This is a genomic window from Ensifer soli (assembly GCF_041928815.1).
Classification (GTDB): domain Bacteria; phylum Pseudomonadota; class Alphaproteobacteria; order Rhizobiales; family Rhizobiaceae; genus JBHFEI01.
In genome coordinates, this window is record NZ_JBHFEI010000001.1 from 304,521 (window position 1) to 319,293 (window position 14,773).

A 14,773-nucleotide genomic window follows, 5' to 3' on the forward strand; every position below is an offset into this window, starting at 1 on the left:
CGCAAGCCCGGCGCCGATCCCTGAAGCGCCGGGTTTCGCGCGTCTTGAGGGGGGGGGCTTCCCTCCCCTCTCAGGGACGGCCGCCGCCGGGCTGAAGGGAGAGGTCCGCGGGAAAGCAGCCGCGAAAATGGGCGAGGCTTCCCTTCGCCTCCGCACCGCCGGCGGCGAAGCCGGCGATGAGGGCATCGGTCGACCCGCCCGGGCGATGGCCGCGCAGGCGCGTCGAGAGGAACCAGTCGGCCGGCGTGCGGCCGAGACCGGCGGCAAAATCGGGAAGCGTCGGCGCCTCGCCGAGAAGGTCTCGGTAAAGCGCGATGAACCGGGCGGAGGAGACATCGGGCGTCCGGGTTGCCGCCACCTCGGCCATCGCGGCCCGCGCGAGCGGAACCAGATCACCCGGCCGGTCGAGCATGCTCTGCAGCCTGCGGCCGGCGTCCGTCGCATCGGCCGCGACATGACCGGTGATGCCGTCCCGGACGATCGCCCGTTCCGCCGGATTGTCGAAGACGACCGGCACCGCCCCGAGCGACATCGCCTCCACCAGCGCATTTTCCGCCGTGCCGTAATGCTCCGGCTGCAGCAGGTAGAGGAAAATCCCGGCCTCGCCGAGCACGGCGGCGGGATCCGCCGCGTGTCCCTCGAAAACGATGCGCTCCGGGCGGCGCATGCGCCGGTGCGCCTCGGCGACCGGTCCGTCCGCCTCGACCGCGCCGTAGAGCGAGACGTCGATCCCTTCCCCCTCCAGCCGGTCGACGACATCGAAGAGGGCCGGGCTGAGCTTGACGAAATCGAGCGTGCCGAGGCAGGCGATGCGCCGGGGATGGCGGGCGGCCGCAGGCTCCCCGCTTCTCTCGGGAAATCCGAAGCCGCTGTTGACGACGGCGAGCCGTGCGCGCGTCTCCGGCGGCAGGGCGGCGACCTCCGGCATGTCGAGCGAGCAGGCGGAGGTGAAGACGAAGCGCTGCGCCGCCGTCATCAGCGCCGGGGGCACGAAGGGCGCGAAGAGCCCGGAGATATGGCACCAGACGAGGCTGCGCATCGGCGGAAACGGCGTGCGGCACAGCGCCTCGTAGATGCGGGGATGGTTCCACCATTCGACCTGGACGATGTCCGCCTCTGCGGCAAGCCGCGCCAGTTCCTGCGGATCGGGCGCGATCGACAGCGTCGCGCCCGATGCGGCGAGCGCATCGGCGAAGCGCCGGTCGCGCGGCGCCTCGAGCACGGCATAATGCCGCCGGATCGCCGCCGGATCGGCGCCGGCGATGGCGGCATGGGCCTTGCCGACCCCTCCGCCGAGATGGGCGGTGACGTGCAAGATCCTCATCGCGCCCTCCGCTCGACATTGCAGCGGCCGACGACGGCGGCGGGATCGGACGGATGCAGCGTCGCCGTGCCGAATTCCAGGAGATCCTCGCGCCCCAGGTCGCGGGCGATCGCCGTGACGAAATCGCGGATGGTGACGGCGCGGCCGGAACAGATATTGACGACGCCGGTCTGGCGCGTCGCCACCACCTCGGCGATCAGCGCGCCGGCATCCGCGACGTCGAGGAAGTCGCGCAGCTGCGTGCCCGCCGAAAGCCTTGCCGTCTCGCCGGCGTCGAGCCGTGCCCGGACATAGGGCACGAGCCGGGCGGGATGCTCGCCCTCGCCATAGAGATAGAACAGGCGGCACCAGGAAAAGGCGATGCCCCGGCGCGGCAGATACTGTTCCAGCACCTGGAAGACCGAGAGCTTCGCCGCCGCGTAAAGCGTCGTCGGGCCGACGGGCGCGTCGGCCCCGATCGACGCATTGGGCAGGCGATATTCGAAGCAGGTGCCGAGGCCGACCAGATGGGTGACGCCGGCATTCGCCGCCCCGCGCGCCATGGCGAAGGCGGAAGCCGCGCATTGGAGGTTCTCGGCGGCGTCGAGGTATTTTCCCGGCTCGACATACCAGGCGGCGTGGACCAGCGTGTCGACGCCCGACAGGATGCCCGCCCACCAGCCCTCGTCCTCGCGGAAGAGATCCTCCGTCTCGACGATCGCCGCCCCGTCCGGCAGCGCGCCCCGTCGCCCAGCCGAGGCGCGGCGCAGCACGACACTCACCCTGCGGCCGTCCGCGATCAGGCGCCGGACGATCTGGCGCCCGACGAAGCCGGTGGCGCCGGTGACGAGGACATGGCTCATCGCCGGCACGCTCCGCAGGCGGCACTGCGGCACTTTCCCGGCTTTCCACCGCCCTGCCGGATTGCTATAGCGGCCATGCGCCTCCCCTGCGGCCAAGGCCGCCGTCGTTGCAAGACCAGGAGTATCCCATGTCCCGTCCTCCCGAAGACTGCACGTCGATGGCGGAGATCCGGGCGGAGATCGACCAGATCGACCGGGCCCTGATGCGGCTCTTCCACGAACGCTGGGGGTATATCGGCCGCGCCGGAGAGATCAAGCGGGCGATCGGTCTCGCGGCCGACATTCCCGAGCGGGTCGAGGAGGTGCGCGCCAATGCCCGCCACCAAGCGGAAAGCCACGGCCTCGACCCCGATCTTTACGACCGCATCTGGGAGATGCTGATCCGCCATGCGATCGCCTATGAGGAAGAGATCCTGAACGCCGGCCCGCAGGCGCCTTCAGCGCCGTGAGGCCTGCGCCTTGCCGATGTCAGCGCGCGAGCTTGGCATCCGTCGGAACCCGCGCGACCTTGATCGCCGGAACCGGTTCGGCCGGCTCGGGCGCGGCACTCACGGGTGCAGCGTCAGCGACGGCACCGCCGTCACGAATCTCCCACCCCAGTCTCTGATATACGAAAGCTGCTGGCTGATTTCGTCCTGAAGGTTCCATGGGAATATCACCACCCTTTGCGGTTTTTCGGAGCGCAGCACATCCTCGGTGACCACCGGAATGCGGCTGCCGGGCAGGAGCGTGCCCTGCTTGGCCGGGTTCTTGTCGACGACGAAGGCGAGCAGGTCCGGCTTGACGCCTGCGAAATTGAGAAGCGTGTTGCCCTTGGCGGCGGCGCCATAGGCGGCGACGGTCAGCCCGGCGCGGCGGCTCTCGATCAGGAAGGAGAGGAACCCGTCGCGCACGTCCTCGGCGGCACTCTGGAACCCGAGGTAGAAGCCTTCCTCGAGCATCCCCGCCGCCTGCTCGCGCGCCAGCATCTCCGCCACCGACGGCAGGACCGCATGGGTGCGGCTGTCGCTGCGGGCGGCAAAGACGCGCAGGCTCCCGCCATGCCAGGGCGTGGTCGTCACGTCGAACACCCTCAGCCCGTTCGCCGAGAAGATGCGCGCGACCGCCGTCAGCGACAGGTAGGAATAGTGCTCGTGATAGGCCGTGTCGAACTGCGCCTCGCGCACCATGTTGAGAAGATGCGGGAATTCGAAGGTCGCGACCCCCTCGGGCTTCAGCGCATGGGCAAAGCCGCGCACGAAGTCGTTGATGTCGGGAACATGGGCGAGCACGTTGTTAGCGGCCATCAGGTCGGCGGCATAGCCCTCGCGGGCAAGGGCCGCGCCGAGTTCCGCGCCGAAGAAGTCCTCGCGGATCTCCAGACCCTTGTCGCGGGCGGCGCGGGCGGTGCTGGCCGTCGGCTCGATGCCAAGGCAGCGCAGGCCGGCCGCCTGGGCATATTGCAGGAGGTAGCCGTCATTCGCCGCCACCTCGACGATGGTGGCGCCGGGGCCGAGGCCGAAGCGCGCCTGCATCTCGCCGACATAGCGCTTCGCATGGCCGAGCCAGGAGGAGGAGAAGGAACTGAAATAGGCGTAGGAGCCCGAGAAGAACACCTCGCGCTCGGCGAAGTCCTCGGTCTGCACCAGGCGGCATTCGGTGCAGACGCGGATGACGAGCGGATACCAGAGCTCGGGCCGGTGGCGCTCGGCGACGGAGACGTAGGAATTGGACGGCGGCGCCGTGCCGAGATCGAGGAAGGGCGCCATGTGCCGGCCCCCGCAATGGCGGCATGTCATGCGGCAAGACCCGGATAGGCGGTGGCGATCATCGGATGGGCGGCATCGCGGGGCGACAGCCGCGCCACCGGCAGCGGCCAGCGCAGCCCGAGCGCCGGGTCCTGGCAGTGCAGGCCGCCTTCCGCCTCGGCGACGAAGGGCATGGAATGGGCATAGATCATGCGCACGTCGTCGGTCAGCGCCTGGAAACCGTGGGCGAAGCCCTTCGGCACCAGGAGCGACAGGCCGTTGCCGGCCGAAAGCTCGACGGCATAGGAGGACAGGAAGGTGCGCGATCCCTCGCGCAGGTCGACGACGATGTCGAGCACGGCGCCCCGGGTGCAGGTGACGAGCTTGATCTCGGCATGGGGCGGGCGCTGGAAATGCATGCCGCGCACCGTGCCGCGATAGGAGGTGCCGGTCTCGTTGATCTGGGCGACGCCGCCCTCCCAGCCGAATTCGGCGAGGTCCGAGACGCAGAAGAGCCGCGAGAGGAATCCCCTCTCGTCGCCGAGCCGGCGGCGCTTCAAAAGCACCAGCCCGTCGACACCCGTTCCCTCCGCCTCGAACCGTCCGCTCATCCCACCACCCTCATCATCGGCTGCTGCTGTGCCTGGGCGAAATCATGGATATCGGCGAGGCAGAGGTCGCGGGCGGGGCGGCCGTCCTCGTGGCCGCGATACCACCGCATCGTCCGCATCACCGTTTCGGACAGGCCCCAGCGCGGCCGGTAGCCGAGTTCGGCGCGCGCCTTGCCGCTGTCGAGCACCAGATAGCCGGCCTCGTGCGGGCCCTCGCTGCCGTCGCCGAGCACCATCTCGCCGCCGCCGTAATGGCGCTGGGCCTGGCGCAGCACGGCGCCGACGGAGGCCGCCTCGCCGTGATCGGGGCCGAAATTGTAGCTGTCGGCGGCGTCCGGCGCATGCCAGAGGCGCTGGGCGAGGCCGAGATAGCCGCCGAGCGGCTCGAGCACGTGCTGCCAGGGGCGGATCGCCTTCGGCCGGCGCACCTGCAGCGTCTCGCCGCGCTGCCAGGCGCGCACGGCATCCGGGATCAGCCGGTCTTCGGCCCAGTCGCCGCCGCCGATCACGTTGCCGGCCCGCGCGGTGGCGATGCCGACGCGCCGCGTGGCGAAGAAGGAGGCGCGGTAGCTCGCCGCGACGATCTCGGCCGCCGCCTTCGAGGCGCTGTAGGGATCATGGCCGCCGAGCGGATCGCTCTCGATGAAGGCGAGGCCGGATTCCGGATTGTGATAGACCTTGTCCGTGGTGACGACGACGACGGCGCGCAGGTCCGGGACGACCCTCAGCGCGTCGAGCAGGTTCGCCGTGCCCATGACGTTGACGTCGTAGGTGCCGAGCGGATCGCGGTAGCTGGCGCGTACCAGCGCCTGGGCCGCCAGATGGAAGACGATCTCGGGTTTCGCCCTCAGCACCTGATGGTTGACGGCATGCCGGTCGCAGATGTCGACGATCCCCTCGTCGGCGGCGTTGCCGAGCAGGTGGTGGAGCGCGGGATTGCTCAAGGGCGGCAGCGACAGGCCGGAAACCTCGGCACCCATTTCCCGGAGCCAGAGCGTCAGCCAGCTGCCCTTGAAACCGGTGTGGCCGGTAACGAGAACCCGCTTGCCCTTCCAGAACGCATGGGTCATGCGGGCACCCCGGCGCGGCTGTCAGTCGGGATGCGGCGTCTCGTCTCGTCGTCTCTGGTCATGATGCTCCCGATCCGGTCGTTCTGCCGGAGGGAAACCTAGACCCCGAAGCTGTCGTCAAACTGGAGGAACGGGCCTCCCGAAGCCTGTCGCGATCGTTCAGATCCGCTTGTATGCTTCAGGCCTTTGCTTTTCCGCATGTCTTTTTGCAAAACCGCTGCTCACCCTTGCGAGACATGCGTTAGAAGCTGTTCTTGCGGGCGAGGTGGCGCTCCCAGGCGAGCGCGCTTTCGATGATGCCCGAAAGATCGTCGTGGCGCGGCTGCCAGTTCAGTTCGCGCTTCGCCAGCGACGGATCGGCGACGATCATCGCCGGATCGCCCGCCCGACGCTCACCGATCGCGACGTCGAAATCCCCGCCATGGACCGCGCGCACGGCATCGAGGATTTCAAGCACCGAGAAGCCGCGGCCATAGCCGCAATTGGCGGCGAGCGACCCGCCACCGGCGCGCATGCGCTGCAACGCCTTCAGATGGGCATCGACCAGGTCGGTGACATGGATATAGTCGCGCACGCAGGTGCCGTCCGGCGTCGGATAGTCGGTGCCGAACACCGTCATCGAGGCGCGCTTGCCGAGCGCCGTGGCGCAGGCGACCTTGATCAGGTGGGTGGCGTTGGCGGAGGACTGGCCGGTGCGGCCCTTCGGATCGGCGCCGGCGACGTTGAAATAGCGCAGCGCCGTATAGGTGAAGTCATGGGCGGCGGCGGTGTCGCGCAGCATGATCTCCGTCATCAGCTTCGACGAGCCGTAGGGCGATTCGGGCCGGAGCGGCAGGTCCTCCTGCACCGGCTCGAGCACGCTCGGCGTTCCGTAGACGGCCGCGGTCGAGGAAAAGACGAAATGGGGAATGCCGGCGCGCACCGCGCTCGCGATCAGGCTGCGCGACTTGACCGTGTTGTTCTCGTAGTAGGAGAGCGGATCGGCGACGGATTCCGGCACCACGATCGAGCCGGCGAAATGGATGACCGCGTCGACCGGGTTCTCGGCGAAGATGCGGTCCGTGAGCGCGGCATCGCCGATGTCGCCCTCGTAGAAGCGCGCCTCCGGCGCGATCGCCCAGCGGAACCCGGTCGACAGCCGGTCGACGACGACCACGTCCTCGCCCGCGTCGAGGAGCGCCCAGACCATGTGGCTGCCGATATAGCCGCCACCACCCGTCACCAGTACCGCCATGCCGTGTCCTTTCGAAAGCGGCGCATCAAAGCCGCTTTCGCCCCGCTTCTCAAGGGCAAAGAACGGGGGGAGGACGGGCGATGCCTCAGAGCGCCTTGATGTAGGCGGCAAGCCGCTCCGCAGCCTCGGAAACCTGGGCGGGATCGCGCAGGAAGCAGGCACGCAGGAACGGCGCGCCGCCGGGGCCGAAGGCGGTGCCCGGCGCCAGGCCGACCAGCGCCCGGTCGACGATGTCGATCGCGGCGCGGCGGGTGTCGGTGATGCCGTCGATCTTCAGGAAGGCGTAGAAGGCGCCGTCCGGCTTCAGCGTCTCGACGCGGTTGGTGGCGATCAGCGCGTCGCAAAAGAGGTCGCGCGCCCGCGTGGCGATCGCCACATGCTCCTCGATGACCGGGTCGCCCGCCTCGATCGCGGCGAGCGCGCCCTTCTGCATGAACTGCGCCACGCCGGAGGTCGAATACTGGATGAGGTTCTCGAGGACCTGCCCCGTTTCCGGCGGCGCGACGATCCAGCCGACGCGCCAGCCGGTCATCGCCCAGTTCTTCGAAAACGAATTGACGAACAGGATCCGGTCGCCCTCCTCCATCACGTCGAGGAAGGAGAGGGCGCGGCCGCCGGCATAGAAGAAGCGGGCATAGATCTCGTCGGCGATGATCCACAGGCCATGCCTGCGGGCGATCGAGAGAATATCGGCGAGATCGGCGCGGGTCGCCGTCCAGCCGGTCGGGTTCGACGGCGTGTTGACGAAGAGCGCCGTCGTCTTCTGCGTCACCGCCGCCTCGATCCGGCCGGCGTCGAGCTGCCAGCGGCCGTCGCGGAAATCGATCTCGACGGCGTGCGGCCGGCAACCGGAAAGGGCCGCGCTCGCGGCGAAATTCGGCCAGGCCGGCGAGAGATAGAGCACGTCGTCGCCGGGCGAGGTGACGGCCTCGATCGACAGCTTGATCGCCTGCATGCCCGAGCCGGTGACGTAGACATGGTCGGGCGAGATCGCGTGGCCGAAGCTGCGCCGGTAGTAGTCGGCAAGCGCCTGGCGCAGCGGCGGGATGCCGCGCTGCCAGGTGTAGAAGGTCTCGCCGGCAGCAAGCGCCTCGGACGCGGCGGCGGAGATGAAGGCGGGCGTCGGCCGGTCGCCCTCGCCGACCCAGAGCGGGATCAGCCCCTCGCGGGTGCGGGCGTAGTTGACCACCTCGACGATGCCGCTCTCGGGCGCTTCGAGGGCACGGGGGCTGAGGTTTTGCAGGATGGACATGGGACAGAAGGGCTCCGGATCGACCGGGCCCTTCTAGCGGTTTTGGCTGGCGCCATCACGCGAAAATCGCTGACGCGACGATCGATATCGGTGATGGATGCGGCCTTACGGCTTCTTCAGGAGATCGCGGATCTCGGTGAGGAGCTGGATGTCTTCCGGCGGCGGCGCGGCGGCGGCCACCTCTTCCTTCTTGGTCTCCAGCGACGCGCGCATCCGGTTCACGCCCTTGACGATGAGGAAGATGATCCAGGCGAGGATGAGGAAGTTGATGACGACGGTGATGAAGTTGCCGTAGGCGAAGACGGCGCCCTGCTCGCGGGCGGCGGCGAGCGAGGTGGCCGTGACCGTGCTCGACAGCGGGATGAAGAAGTTGGAGAAGTCGATGCCGCCGGTGATCGCGCCGATGACCGGCATAATGATGTCGTTGACGAGCGAGTTGACGATCAGGGTGAAAGCGCTGCCGATGATGATACCGACGGCGAGGTCCAGAACATTCCCCCGGGCGATGAACGCCTTGAATTCATTCAGCATGAATGATCCCTCTTTCCTGTTTCGGGCGGCGCCGGCCTGTCCTGCCGGCGCGAGAAGACGCCTCACGGCAACACTAGACAAACCGGATCGCGTTGCAACCGCTAACGCAGGGAGAGACAAGGCATGTCGCGCGAAAGCGTGCTGAACGGTTTGCACGACACGCGGTCGAGCATGGCATCGGGGCGGGCAAGCGGCTACCGAGGATCGCGACGCGCCTCAGCCCCTCGCGGCGGCGAGGCAGAGAAGGCCGTGGACAGGCGCGCCGGCATCCATGCGGATGACCGACCGCTCGACGGCGACGATGTCCAGGCCGTGACCGTCGCACATCGCGCGCAGATAGGCCTCGGAATGGGCATAGCGCAGCGACGGGCGCAGGACCACGTCGCCCTCGGCACCCGCATCCTCGACGGAGAAGGCGAAGCGGCCATGCGGGGCGACGAGCGCGGCAACGATGGCGAAGGCCGCCTTCAGGTCGCCGAGATACATCAGCACGTCGGCGGCGCTGACGAGATCGGCGCGGTGGCGGGCGAGCGCGCCGGAAAAGAGCCCGCTGTCGCCGGGCGGCAGCGACAGGTCGGCCTCGGCCAGCAGGTCGTAGAGATCCTTCGCCCGCGCCTCCGCCAGCATGCCGGCGGAAAGGTCGAAACCTTCGAGCCGGCCGACATGCGGACGGACGCGGGCGCCGAAAAGGCCGGTGCCGCAGCCGAGATCGACGGCGAGGGGAAACGTCGCGCCGTCCCTCTCGCGAAGCACAAGCGCGGCGAGCGTCTCCGGCACGCTGTAGGCAAGCCGCTCGGTCAGGGCCGCGTCGAAACGGCGGGCATAATCGTCGAAGAGGCGGGCGACATAGGCACTCGGCGGTGTCGCAGGAGCATCGGCCACGCCGAGCCGCGCGAGCTTCAGGCCGGCGCCGAAGATGTCGTCCGGCTGCAGCAGCAGGGTGCGACGCAGCGCGTCGGCCGCCTGGCCGGGATGTCCGGCGCGCTCCTCGTAGCCGGCGAGCTCGAACCAGCCGGCGGCCCAGGAGGGGACGATCTCCAGCGCCTGGCGCATCAGGTCGGCCGCCGCCTCCGCCTCGCCGCCCTCCGCGAGCATGCGGGCATAGCCGGCGCGGCGGTCGGCGATCAGATCTCCGGAGGACAGCGGGTCTGCGACCATCGTTTCACCGTTTTTGTGATGTCCACGGCATCTGGCGGGCCGCGCGGCAAAAGACAAGCGGAATTTCGACGCGCCCCTGCCTTGCGCAGAGGGCCGGCAGCCTTGCCGTCCGGCGGGCAAGACCTGCGCAAGCGCCGTGCCGCATCATCGACCGCATTCCGCGCGTCGCAGACAGGAGACGAAGGGCCGATGGCCGAAGGACTGAACAGATTTCTCGGGGACAGCCCGCTCAGGGTGCTGGTCAAGCTGATCGTGGTGTCCGTCCTCGTCGGCTTCGTCATGAGCTTCTTCGGCGTCTATCCGCTCGACGTCTACGATGCGGTGCGCGATTTCCTCTTCGACCTCTGGCACACCGGCTTTGCCGCGCTCGGCCGGGTCGGCGACTATCTCCTGCTCGGCGCCACCATCGTCGTGCCGGCCTTCATCCTGCTCCGGCTCTTCGGCACGCGGCGGTCGTGATGGCGGAGGCGGCTTTCCTCCCGTCCCGGCGCATCGCGCTTCGCCTCGGCGGGCTCGGCGCCCTTGGCCTGCTCGCCTCCTGCACCACGTCGCGCGTGCTTTTGCCCGAGACCGGCACCGGCGAGGACCAGACGGAGGCGATGCTCGCCGCCGTCAACGCGCTGAGGGGCAAAAAAGGCCTCGCACCGCTTGAGGCCGACCCGAAGGCCCGGGCCGCGGCGCTCGACCAGGCGGCGCGCATGGCGCGCGCCGGCCGCATGGAGCACAATATCGGCTTCGGCGCCGATTTCGGCAAGCGGATGAATGGCCAGGGCGTCACGCTTCCCGCGGCGGAAAACATCGCCAGCGGCCAGAGGGAGGCGGCGCGCGCGTTCCAGGCCTGGGTCGATTCGCCGAAGCACCTCGCCAACATGCTGGGCAGGCCCTATCGCGGCCTCGGCGTCGCGGTCGCGCGCAATCCGGTTTCCGGCGAGCGTCCTTATTGGGCCATGGTACTTTCCGGCTGACGGCGATTCGCGCCGAGCCGCCCCGGCACCTTCCCTGCCGGCGGCATGAGACCGGATCATGCCCATGACCGCTTCCCCGACGACGCCCGCCGAGACCCTGCCCGAGGGCGCCGGCCCCTTCCACGTGACCCACCGGCTGATCCTCTCGATCGCCGTGCCGATGACGCTCGGCTTCCTCACGACGCCGCTGCTCGGCCTCGTCGACACGGCGGTGATCGGCCAGCTCGGCCGGGCCGAGGCGATCGCCGGGCTTGCGATCGGCGCGCTGATCTTCGACCTGCTCTTCGTCACCTTCAACTTCCTGCGCGCGGCGACGACCGGCCTCGTGGCGCAGGCCTATGGCCGCGGCGACCGGGCGGAGGAGCAGGCGGTCTTCTGGCGCTCACTGCTGATCGCGCTTGCCGCTGGCACGGCGATGGTCGTGCTCTCGCCGCTCATTCTCGCCGTTGGCCTCGCCGTGATGGGGCCGCAGGGCGAGGTCGCCGAGGTGACGCGCACCTATTTCCTCTGCCGCATCCTCTCCGGGCCGGCGGCACTTGCCAACTATGCCATTCTCGGCTTCGTGCTCGGGCGCGGCGAGGGAACGACCGGCCTCCTGCTGCAGACGCTGATCAACGGCATCAACATCGTGCTCTCGATCGTCCTCGGCCTCGTCCTCGGCTGGGGCGTGGCGGGCGTCGCGATCGCCACCGTCACCGGCGAGGTCGTCGGCGCGGTCGCGGGCTTCGCCATCGTTCATCGCCGCTTCGACCGCAAAGGCGCGCCGTCCTGGGCGCGGATCTTCGATAGGGCGCGGCTCAGGCTTCTCTTCGCCCTCAACCGCGACATCATGATCCGCTCCTTCGTGCTGCTTTCGGTCTTCCTGCTGATGACGCGGGTCGGGGCGCAGTCCGGTCCGGTGACGCTTGCCGCCAATGCCGTGCTGATGACCATCTTCATGGTCGCCGGCTACTATCTCGACGGCCTCGCCAACGCCGCCGAGCAGCTCGTCGGCCGCGCGATCGGCGCGCGCTTCCGCCCCGCCTTCGACCGGGCACTGAGGATGACCGCGCTGTGGTCGCTCGGCCTCGCCGCCGCCACGACCGTCCTGTTCCTCCTCGTCGGCCGGGCCGTCGTCGATTTGCTGACGACGGCCGAGGATGTGCGCGCCGCCGCCTATGTCTACCTGCCCTGGGCGGCGGTGACGGCGATGACCGGCGCGCTCGCCTTCCTGATGGACGGCGTCTTCATCGGCGCCACCTGGTCGCGCGACATGCGCAACATGATGATCGCCGCCTTCCTCTGCTACGGCGTCGCCCTTCTCGTGCTGGTACCGGCCTTCGGCAATCACGGGCTCTGGGCGTCGCTGAACCTTTTCCTGGTGCTGCGCGGCGTCTTCCTGTTCGCGCTCGTGCCGCGCCGCTCGGCTCAGACCTTCCGCGCCGCCCAGTAGCCGGTGCGGCTGTCGCGGATCTCGCGGATCGCGCCGAGATGCTCCCGGTCGCAGAGGCGCGACAGGTCGCGGACGATCCGGCCGGGCAGCGACGGGCCCTCGTAGACCATCATCGAATAGAGCTGGACGAGATCGGCGCCGGCGCGGATCTTCTCCGCCGCGTCCTCGCCCGAGCCGACGCCCCCGACGCCGATGAGCGGCATGGCCGGCCCGACGCGCCTGCGCATGCGGGCAAGCACCGCCGTCGACATCTCGAACAACGGCCTGCCGGAAAGCCCGCCCGCCTCGCCCGCCTGCCGGCCATCCTTCAGCCCGGCCCGCGACAGGGTGGTGTTCGAGACGATCAGCCCGTCGAGGCGCCGGTCGAGCGCCTCGGCGGCGATGTCGTCCATGCCCTCCTCGGTCAGGTCCGGCGCGATCTTCAGGAAGACCGGGACGCGGCGTCCGTCCTTCACCGCCTCGGCGTCGCGCGCGGCGATCACGGCGGAAAGCAGGGCCGCGAGGTTCTCGCGGTCCTGCAGGCTGCGCAGCCCCGGCGTGTTCGGCGAGGAGATGTTGGCGGTGAAATAGCGGGCGACGGGATAGAAGCGGCGGATGCCGGCGACGTAATCGGCGATGCGGTCGGCGCTGTCCTTGTTGGCGCCGATGTTGACGCCGACCATCGCGTCGCGCGACACGGCGGAGAGCCTGCGGAAGGCCGCCTCGTGGCCGTCATTGTTGAAGCCGAGCCGGTTGATGACGGCCTCGTCCGCCTTGAGCCGGAAGATGCGCGGCCGCGGATTGCCGGCCTGCGGCTTCGGCGTCACCGTGCCGATCTCGGTGAAGCCGAAGCCGAGCCGGAGCAGCGCTTCCGGCACCTCGGCATTCTTGTCGTAGCCGGCGGCCATGCCGAGCGGGTTGTCGAAAACGAGCCCCGCGACGGTCTGGGCAAGACGCGGATCGCGCGGCGGGGCGGAGACCGGGACCAATCCGCTCGAAAGCGCGCGGATCGACAGGCCGTGCGCCGTTTCGGGATCAAGGAAGAACAGGCCGCAGCGGGCGAGCCGGTCAAACGCGCCCATCAGGCGATCTCCGCCGGGAAGCGATGGGCGCCGTCGTTCCCAAGCGGCAGAGGGATTTCAGAGCGAACATGATCGAGCGACAGGGGGCCGTAGAGATGGGGGAACAGCGCGCCGCCGCGCGAGACCTCGTAGACGAGCGCCGTGCCGAGGGCGGCGGCGTCGACGGCGACGAGAAGGAGGTCGCCCTGCCCGGCGAAATGCTTCGCCGCCGTCTCGCGGGCCTGCGCGGCGGTGGAGAAGTGGATGAAACCGTCGGCGCGGTCGACCGGCGCGCCCTCGAAGACGCCCGTCCGGCGCGCCTCCTCCCACAGCGTTTGCGGCACGATCTTGTAGATGACCTCGTCCATCGGCGGCAGCCTCGCGTTTAATGCCTCGTTGTCGTCGCAATGCCGCAAAGTCCGGCGATTGTCCACCGACCGCAACCGGAGACGCTTTCGATGAAGAGAGAGATCCTGTGCCTTGCCGCCTTCCTGTCCGCCTGCGGCACCGCCGCGGCGGAAGGCGCGGGCCGCTACGCCATGCAGAAGACCGAGACCGGCATCGCCCGGCTCGACACGGAGACCGGGGAGGTGTCGCTCTGCCGCGAGGACGACGGGCAGATGGTCTGCCGGATGGCGGCGGATGAGCGCACGGCCTTCGAACTGGAGCTCGATCTCCTGACCAAACGGGTCGAGGCGCTGGAAAATGCGGCGTCGGCACCGGCAAATCCGCTCAAACCACGGTTGCCGACGCAGGAAGAGATTGACCAGACGATGAGCCTCATGGAAAGAATGATGCGGACATTCATGGGGATCGTGAAGGATTTCGGCCGGGAGGATGCCGAGCCGCAGAAGACCTGAGGTCTCCCGGAATGGCGTCATGGCGCGGAACGCGGACGGAGGATCCGGCGACCGCGCCGTACCGGGAGGACGCGCATGGCCGACAATCTCACCATCATCATCGCCGACGACCATCCGCTGTTTCGCGGCGCGATGCGCCAGGCGCTCTCTTCCATGGCGGGCGACACGAGGATCGTCGAGGCCGGCGATTTCTCCGACGTGCGCGCCGCGATCGAGGGCTGTCCCGAAGCGGACCTGCTGCTGCTCGACCTGACCATGCCGGGGGTCAGCGGCCTTTCGGGGCTGATCGCGCTGCGGGCGGAGTTTCCGAGCCTGCCCGTGGTCGTGGTCTCGGCCCATGACGATGCCGCGACGATCCAGCGGGCGCTGGCGCTCGGCGCCTCCGGCTTCCTGTCGAAATCCGCCGGCATCGACGAGATCCGCGACGGCGTCGACACGGTGATCGCCGGCAACGTCTATACGCCGCGCGACTATCAGGGAGCGGAGCAGGAGCCGGAGGTCAAGGCGCTGCTGAACCGGCTGCAGACGCTGACGCCGCAGCAGTCGCGCGTGCTCGGCATGCTCGCCGAAGGCCTGCTCAACAAGCAGATCGCCTACGAGCTCGGCGTGTCCGAGGCGACGATCAAGGCGCATGTCTCGGCGATCTTGCTGAAGCTCAACGTCGACAGCCGCACCCAGGCGGTCATCCAGCTCTCGAAGATCGGCGCGGTGGCGGCCTGACGCGCCG

The 14,773-nt window shown here is 69.1% G+C and carries 17 protein-coding genes; 6 read left to right on the forward strand and 11 right to left on the reverse strand.

Annotated features, from left to right (window positions below):
* Nucleotides 1-70: 70 nt before the first annotated feature.
* Both ACEVQ6_RS01355 and ACEVQ6_RS01360 read right to left on the reverse strand, forming a co-directional pair.
* Nucleotides 71-1,324 (reverse strand): glycosyltransferase, encoded by a 1,254-nt coding sequence (locus ACEVQ6_RS01355; protein WP_374887086.1) that lies wholly within the window; start codon nt 1,322-1,324, stop codon nt 71-73.
* A complete protein-coding gene (locus ACEVQ6_RS01360; RefSeq protein WP_374887087.1) occupies nt 1,321-2,166 on the reverse strand; it encodes an NAD-dependent epimerase/dehydratase family protein in 846 nt (281 codons plus the stop codon). Before ACEVQ6_RS01360 ends, ACEVQ6_RS01355 begins: the two co-directional genes overlap by 4 nt.
* A gap of 128 nt (nt 2,167-2,294) precedes the next feature.
* Here ACEVQ6_RS01360 and ACEVQ6_RS01365 point away from each other — a divergent pair, with 128 nt between their 5' ends.
* Nucleotides 2,295-2,615 (forward strand): chorismate mutase family protein, encoded by a 321-nt coding sequence (locus ACEVQ6_RS01365; protein WP_374887088.1) that lies wholly within the window; start codon nt 2,295-2,297, stop codon nt 2,613-2,615.
* Between the two features lie 99 nt (nt 2,616-2,714).
* Here the strand turns inward: ACEVQ6_RS01365 and ACEVQ6_RS01370 are convergent, their stop codons facing one another.
* From ACEVQ6_RS01370 to ACEVQ6_RS01400, 7 genes are all read right to left on the reverse strand, one after another.
* Nucleotides 2,715-3,944 (reverse strand): methyltransferase domain-containing protein, encoded by a 1,230-nt coding sequence (locus tag ACEVQ6_RS01370; protein WP_374887089.1) that lies wholly within the window; start codon nt 3,942-3,944, stop codon nt 2,715-2,717.
* Complete coding sequence (locus ACEVQ6_RS01375; RefSeq protein ID WP_374887090.1) at nt 3,941-4,504, reverse strand: dTDP-4-dehydrorhamnose 3,5-epimerase family protein; 564 nt, start codon at nt 4,502-4,504, stop codon at nt 3,941-3,943. Before ACEVQ6_RS01375 ends, ACEVQ6_RS01370 begins: the two co-directional genes overlap by 4 nt.
* Nucleotides 4,501-5,574: a CDP-glucose 4,6-dehydratase gene (gene rfbG, locus ACEVQ6_RS01380; RefSeq protein WP_374887091.1), complete on the reverse strand. Its 1,074-nt coding sequence runs from the start codon at nt 5,572-5,574 to the stop codon at nt 4,501-4,503. The genes ACEVQ6_RS01375 and rfbG overlap by 4 nt, the downstream gene beginning before the upstream one ends.
* A 241-nt stretch (nt 5,575-5,815) precedes the next feature.
* On the reverse strand, nt 5,816-6,808 hold the full coding sequence (gene galE, locus ACEVQ6_RS01385; protein ID WP_374887092.1) for a UDP-glucose 4-epimerase GalE: 993 nt from the start codon (nt 6,806-6,808) through the stop codon (nt 5,816-5,818).
* 85 nt (nt 6,809-6,893) lie between these two features.
* The gene (locus ACEVQ6_RS01390; RefSeq protein WP_374887093.1) at nt 6,894-8,060 is read right to left on the reverse strand and encodes a pyridoxal phosphate-dependent aminotransferase; all 1,167 of its coding nucleotides are present in this window, start codon (nt 8,058-8,060) and stop codon (nt 6,894-6,896) included.
* A gap of 105 nt (nt 8,061-8,165) precedes the next feature.
* Entirely contained in the window at nt 8,166-8,591 is a 426-nt protein-coding gene (mscL, locus tag ACEVQ6_RS01395) for a large conductance mechanosensitive channel protein MscL (protein ID WP_374887094.1), read from the reverse strand.
* A 216-nt stretch (nt 8,592-8,807) separates the two neighbouring features.
* Entirely contained in the window at nt 8,808-9,749 is a 942-nt protein-coding gene (locus ACEVQ6_RS01400; protein ID WP_374887095.1) for a class I SAM-dependent DNA methyltransferase, read from the reverse strand.
* Nucleotides 9,750-9,938: 189 nt separating this feature from the next.
* Here ACEVQ6_RS01400 and ACEVQ6_RS01405 point away from each other — a divergent pair, with 189 nt between their 5' ends.
* The 3 genes from ACEVQ6_RS01405 (at nt 9,939) to ACEVQ6_RS01415 (ending at nt 12,146) form a co-directional block, all read left to right on the forward strand.
* Nucleotides 9,939-10,208: a DUF6460 domain-containing protein gene (locus ACEVQ6_RS01405; RefSeq protein ID WP_374887096.1), complete on the forward strand. Its 270-nt coding sequence runs from the start codon at nt 9,939-9,941 to the stop codon at nt 10,206-10,208.
* Nucleotides 10,208-10,714: a CAP domain-containing protein gene (locus ACEVQ6_RS01410; RefSeq protein ID WP_374887097.1), complete on the forward strand. Its 507-nt coding sequence runs from the start codon at nt 10,208-10,210 to the stop codon at nt 10,712-10,714. The genes ACEVQ6_RS01405 and ACEVQ6_RS01410 overlap by 1 nt, the downstream gene beginning before the upstream one ends.
* 64 nt (nt 10,715-10,778) lie before the next feature.
* The gene (locus ACEVQ6_RS01415; RefSeq protein ID WP_374887098.1) at nt 10,779-12,146 is read left to right on the forward strand and encodes an MATE family efflux transporter; all 1,368 of its coding nucleotides are present in this window, start codon (nt 10,779-10,781) and stop codon (nt 12,144-12,146) included.
* Here the strand turns inward: ACEVQ6_RS01415 and ACEVQ6_RS01420 are convergent.
* Together ACEVQ6_RS01420 and ACEVQ6_RS01425 are read right to left on the reverse strand one after the other, a co-directional pair.
* Nucleotides 12,122-13,207: a quinone-dependent dihydroorotate dehydrogenase gene (locus ACEVQ6_RS01420; RefSeq protein ID WP_374887099.1), complete on the reverse strand. Its 1,086-nt coding sequence runs from the start codon at nt 13,205-13,207 to the stop codon at nt 12,122-12,124. The two genes, ACEVQ6_RS01415 and ACEVQ6_RS01420, sit on opposite strands and share 25 nt — an antisense overlap.
* Complete coding sequence (locus tag ACEVQ6_RS01425; RefSeq protein ID WP_374887100.1) at nt 13,207-13,554, reverse strand: DUF952 domain-containing protein; 348 nt, start codon at nt 13,552-13,554, stop codon at nt 13,207-13,209. The genes ACEVQ6_RS01420 and ACEVQ6_RS01425 overlap by 1 nt, the downstream gene beginning before the upstream one ends.
* 90 nt (nt 13,555-13,644) lie before the next feature.
* On the opposite strand from ACEVQ6_RS01425, the gene ACEVQ6_RS01430 reads away from it, so the two are divergent.
* Together ACEVQ6_RS01430 and ACEVQ6_RS01435 are read left to right on the forward strand one after the other, a co-directional pair.
* Nucleotides 13,645-14,046, forward strand: a complete 402-nt coding sequence (locus ACEVQ6_RS01430) for a hypothetical protein (RefSeq protein WP_374887101.1) — start codon at nt 13,645-13,647, stop codon at nt 14,044-14,046.
* A 75-nt stretch (nt 14,047-14,121) separates the two neighbouring features.
* The gene (locus ACEVQ6_RS01435; RefSeq protein WP_374887102.1) at nt 14,122-14,766 is read left to right on the forward strand and encodes a response regulator transcription factor; all 645 of its coding nucleotides are present in this window, start codon (nt 14,122-14,124) and stop codon (nt 14,764-14,766) included.
* Nucleotides 14,767-14,773 lie beyond the last annotated feature (7 nt).

What these genes read in the sequence shown, in the direction of transcription:
- ACEVQ6_RS01365 (WP_374887088.1), top strand. Translation starts at nt 2,295, where the DNA reads ATGTCCCGTCCTCCCGAAGACTGCACGTCGATGGCGGAGATCCGGGCG.
- ACEVQ6_RS01410 (WP_374887097.1), top strand. Translation starts at nt 10,208, where the DNA reads ATGGCGGAGGCGGCTTTCCTCCCGTCCCGGCGCATCGCGCTTCGCCTC.
- ACEVQ6_RS01370 (WP_374887089.1), bottom strand. Translation starts at nt 3,944, where the DNA reads ATGACATGCCGCCATTGCGGGGGCCGGCACATGGCGCCCTTCCTCGAT.
- ACEVQ6_RS01430 (WP_374887101.1), top strand. Translation starts at nt 13,645, where the DNA reads ATGAAGAGAGAGATCCTGTGCCTTGCCGCCTTCCTGTCCGCCTGCGGC.
- ACEVQ6_RS01390 (WP_374887093.1), bottom strand. Translation starts at nt 8,060, where the DNA reads ATGTCCATCCTGCAAAACCTCAGCCCCCGTGCCCTCGAAGCGCCCGAG.
- ACEVQ6_RS01400 (WP_374887095.1), bottom strand. Translation starts at nt 9,749, where the DNA reads ATGGTCGCAGACCCGCTGTCCTCCGGAGATCTGATCGCCGACCGCCGC.
- rfbG (WP_374887091.1), bottom strand. Translation starts at nt 5,574, where the DNA reads ATGACCCATGCGTTCTGGAAGGGCAAGCGGGTTCTCGTTACCGGCCAC.
- ACEVQ6_RS01355 (WP_374887086.1), bottom strand. Translation starts at nt 1,324, where the DNA reads ATGAGGATCTTGCACGTCACCGCCCATCTCGGCGGAGGGGTCGGCAAG.
- ACEVQ6_RS01420 (WP_374887099.1), bottom strand. Translation starts at nt 13,207, where the DNA reads ATGGGCGCGTTTGACCGGCTCGCCCGCTGCGGCCTGTTCTTCCTTGAT.
- ACEVQ6_RS01360 (WP_374887087.1), bottom strand. Translation starts at nt 2,166, where the DNA reads ATGAGCCATGTCCTCGTCACCGGCGCCACCGGCTTCGTCGGGCGCCAG.
- ACEVQ6_RS01415 (WP_374887098.1), top strand. Translation starts at nt 10,779, where the DNA reads ATGACCGCTTCCCCGACGACGCCCGCCGAGACCCTGCCCGAGGGCGCC.
- ACEVQ6_RS01435 (WP_374887102.1), top strand. Translation starts at nt 14,122, where the DNA reads ATGGCCGACAATCTCACCATCATCATCGCCGACGACCATCCGCTGTTT.
- ACEVQ6_RS01425 (WP_374887100.1), bottom strand. Translation starts at nt 13,554, where the DNA reads ATGGACGAGGTCATCTACAAGATCGTGCCGCAAACGCTGTGGGAGGAG.
- mscL (WP_374887094.1), bottom strand. Translation starts at nt 8,591, where the DNA reads ATGCTGAATGAATTCAAGGCGTTCATCGCCCGGGGGAATGTTCTGGAC.
- ACEVQ6_RS01405 (WP_374887096.1), top strand. Translation starts at nt 9,939, where the DNA reads ATGGCCGAAGGACTGAACAGATTTCTCGGGGACAGCCCGCTCAGGGTG.
- ACEVQ6_RS01375 (WP_374887090.1), bottom strand. Translation starts at nt 4,504, where the DNA reads ATGAGCGGACGGTTCGAGGCGGAGGGAACGGGTGTCGACGGGCTGGTG.
- galE (WP_374887092.1), bottom strand. Translation starts at nt 6,808, where the DNA reads ATGGCGGTACTGGTGACGGGTGGTGGCGGCTATATCGGCAGCCACATG.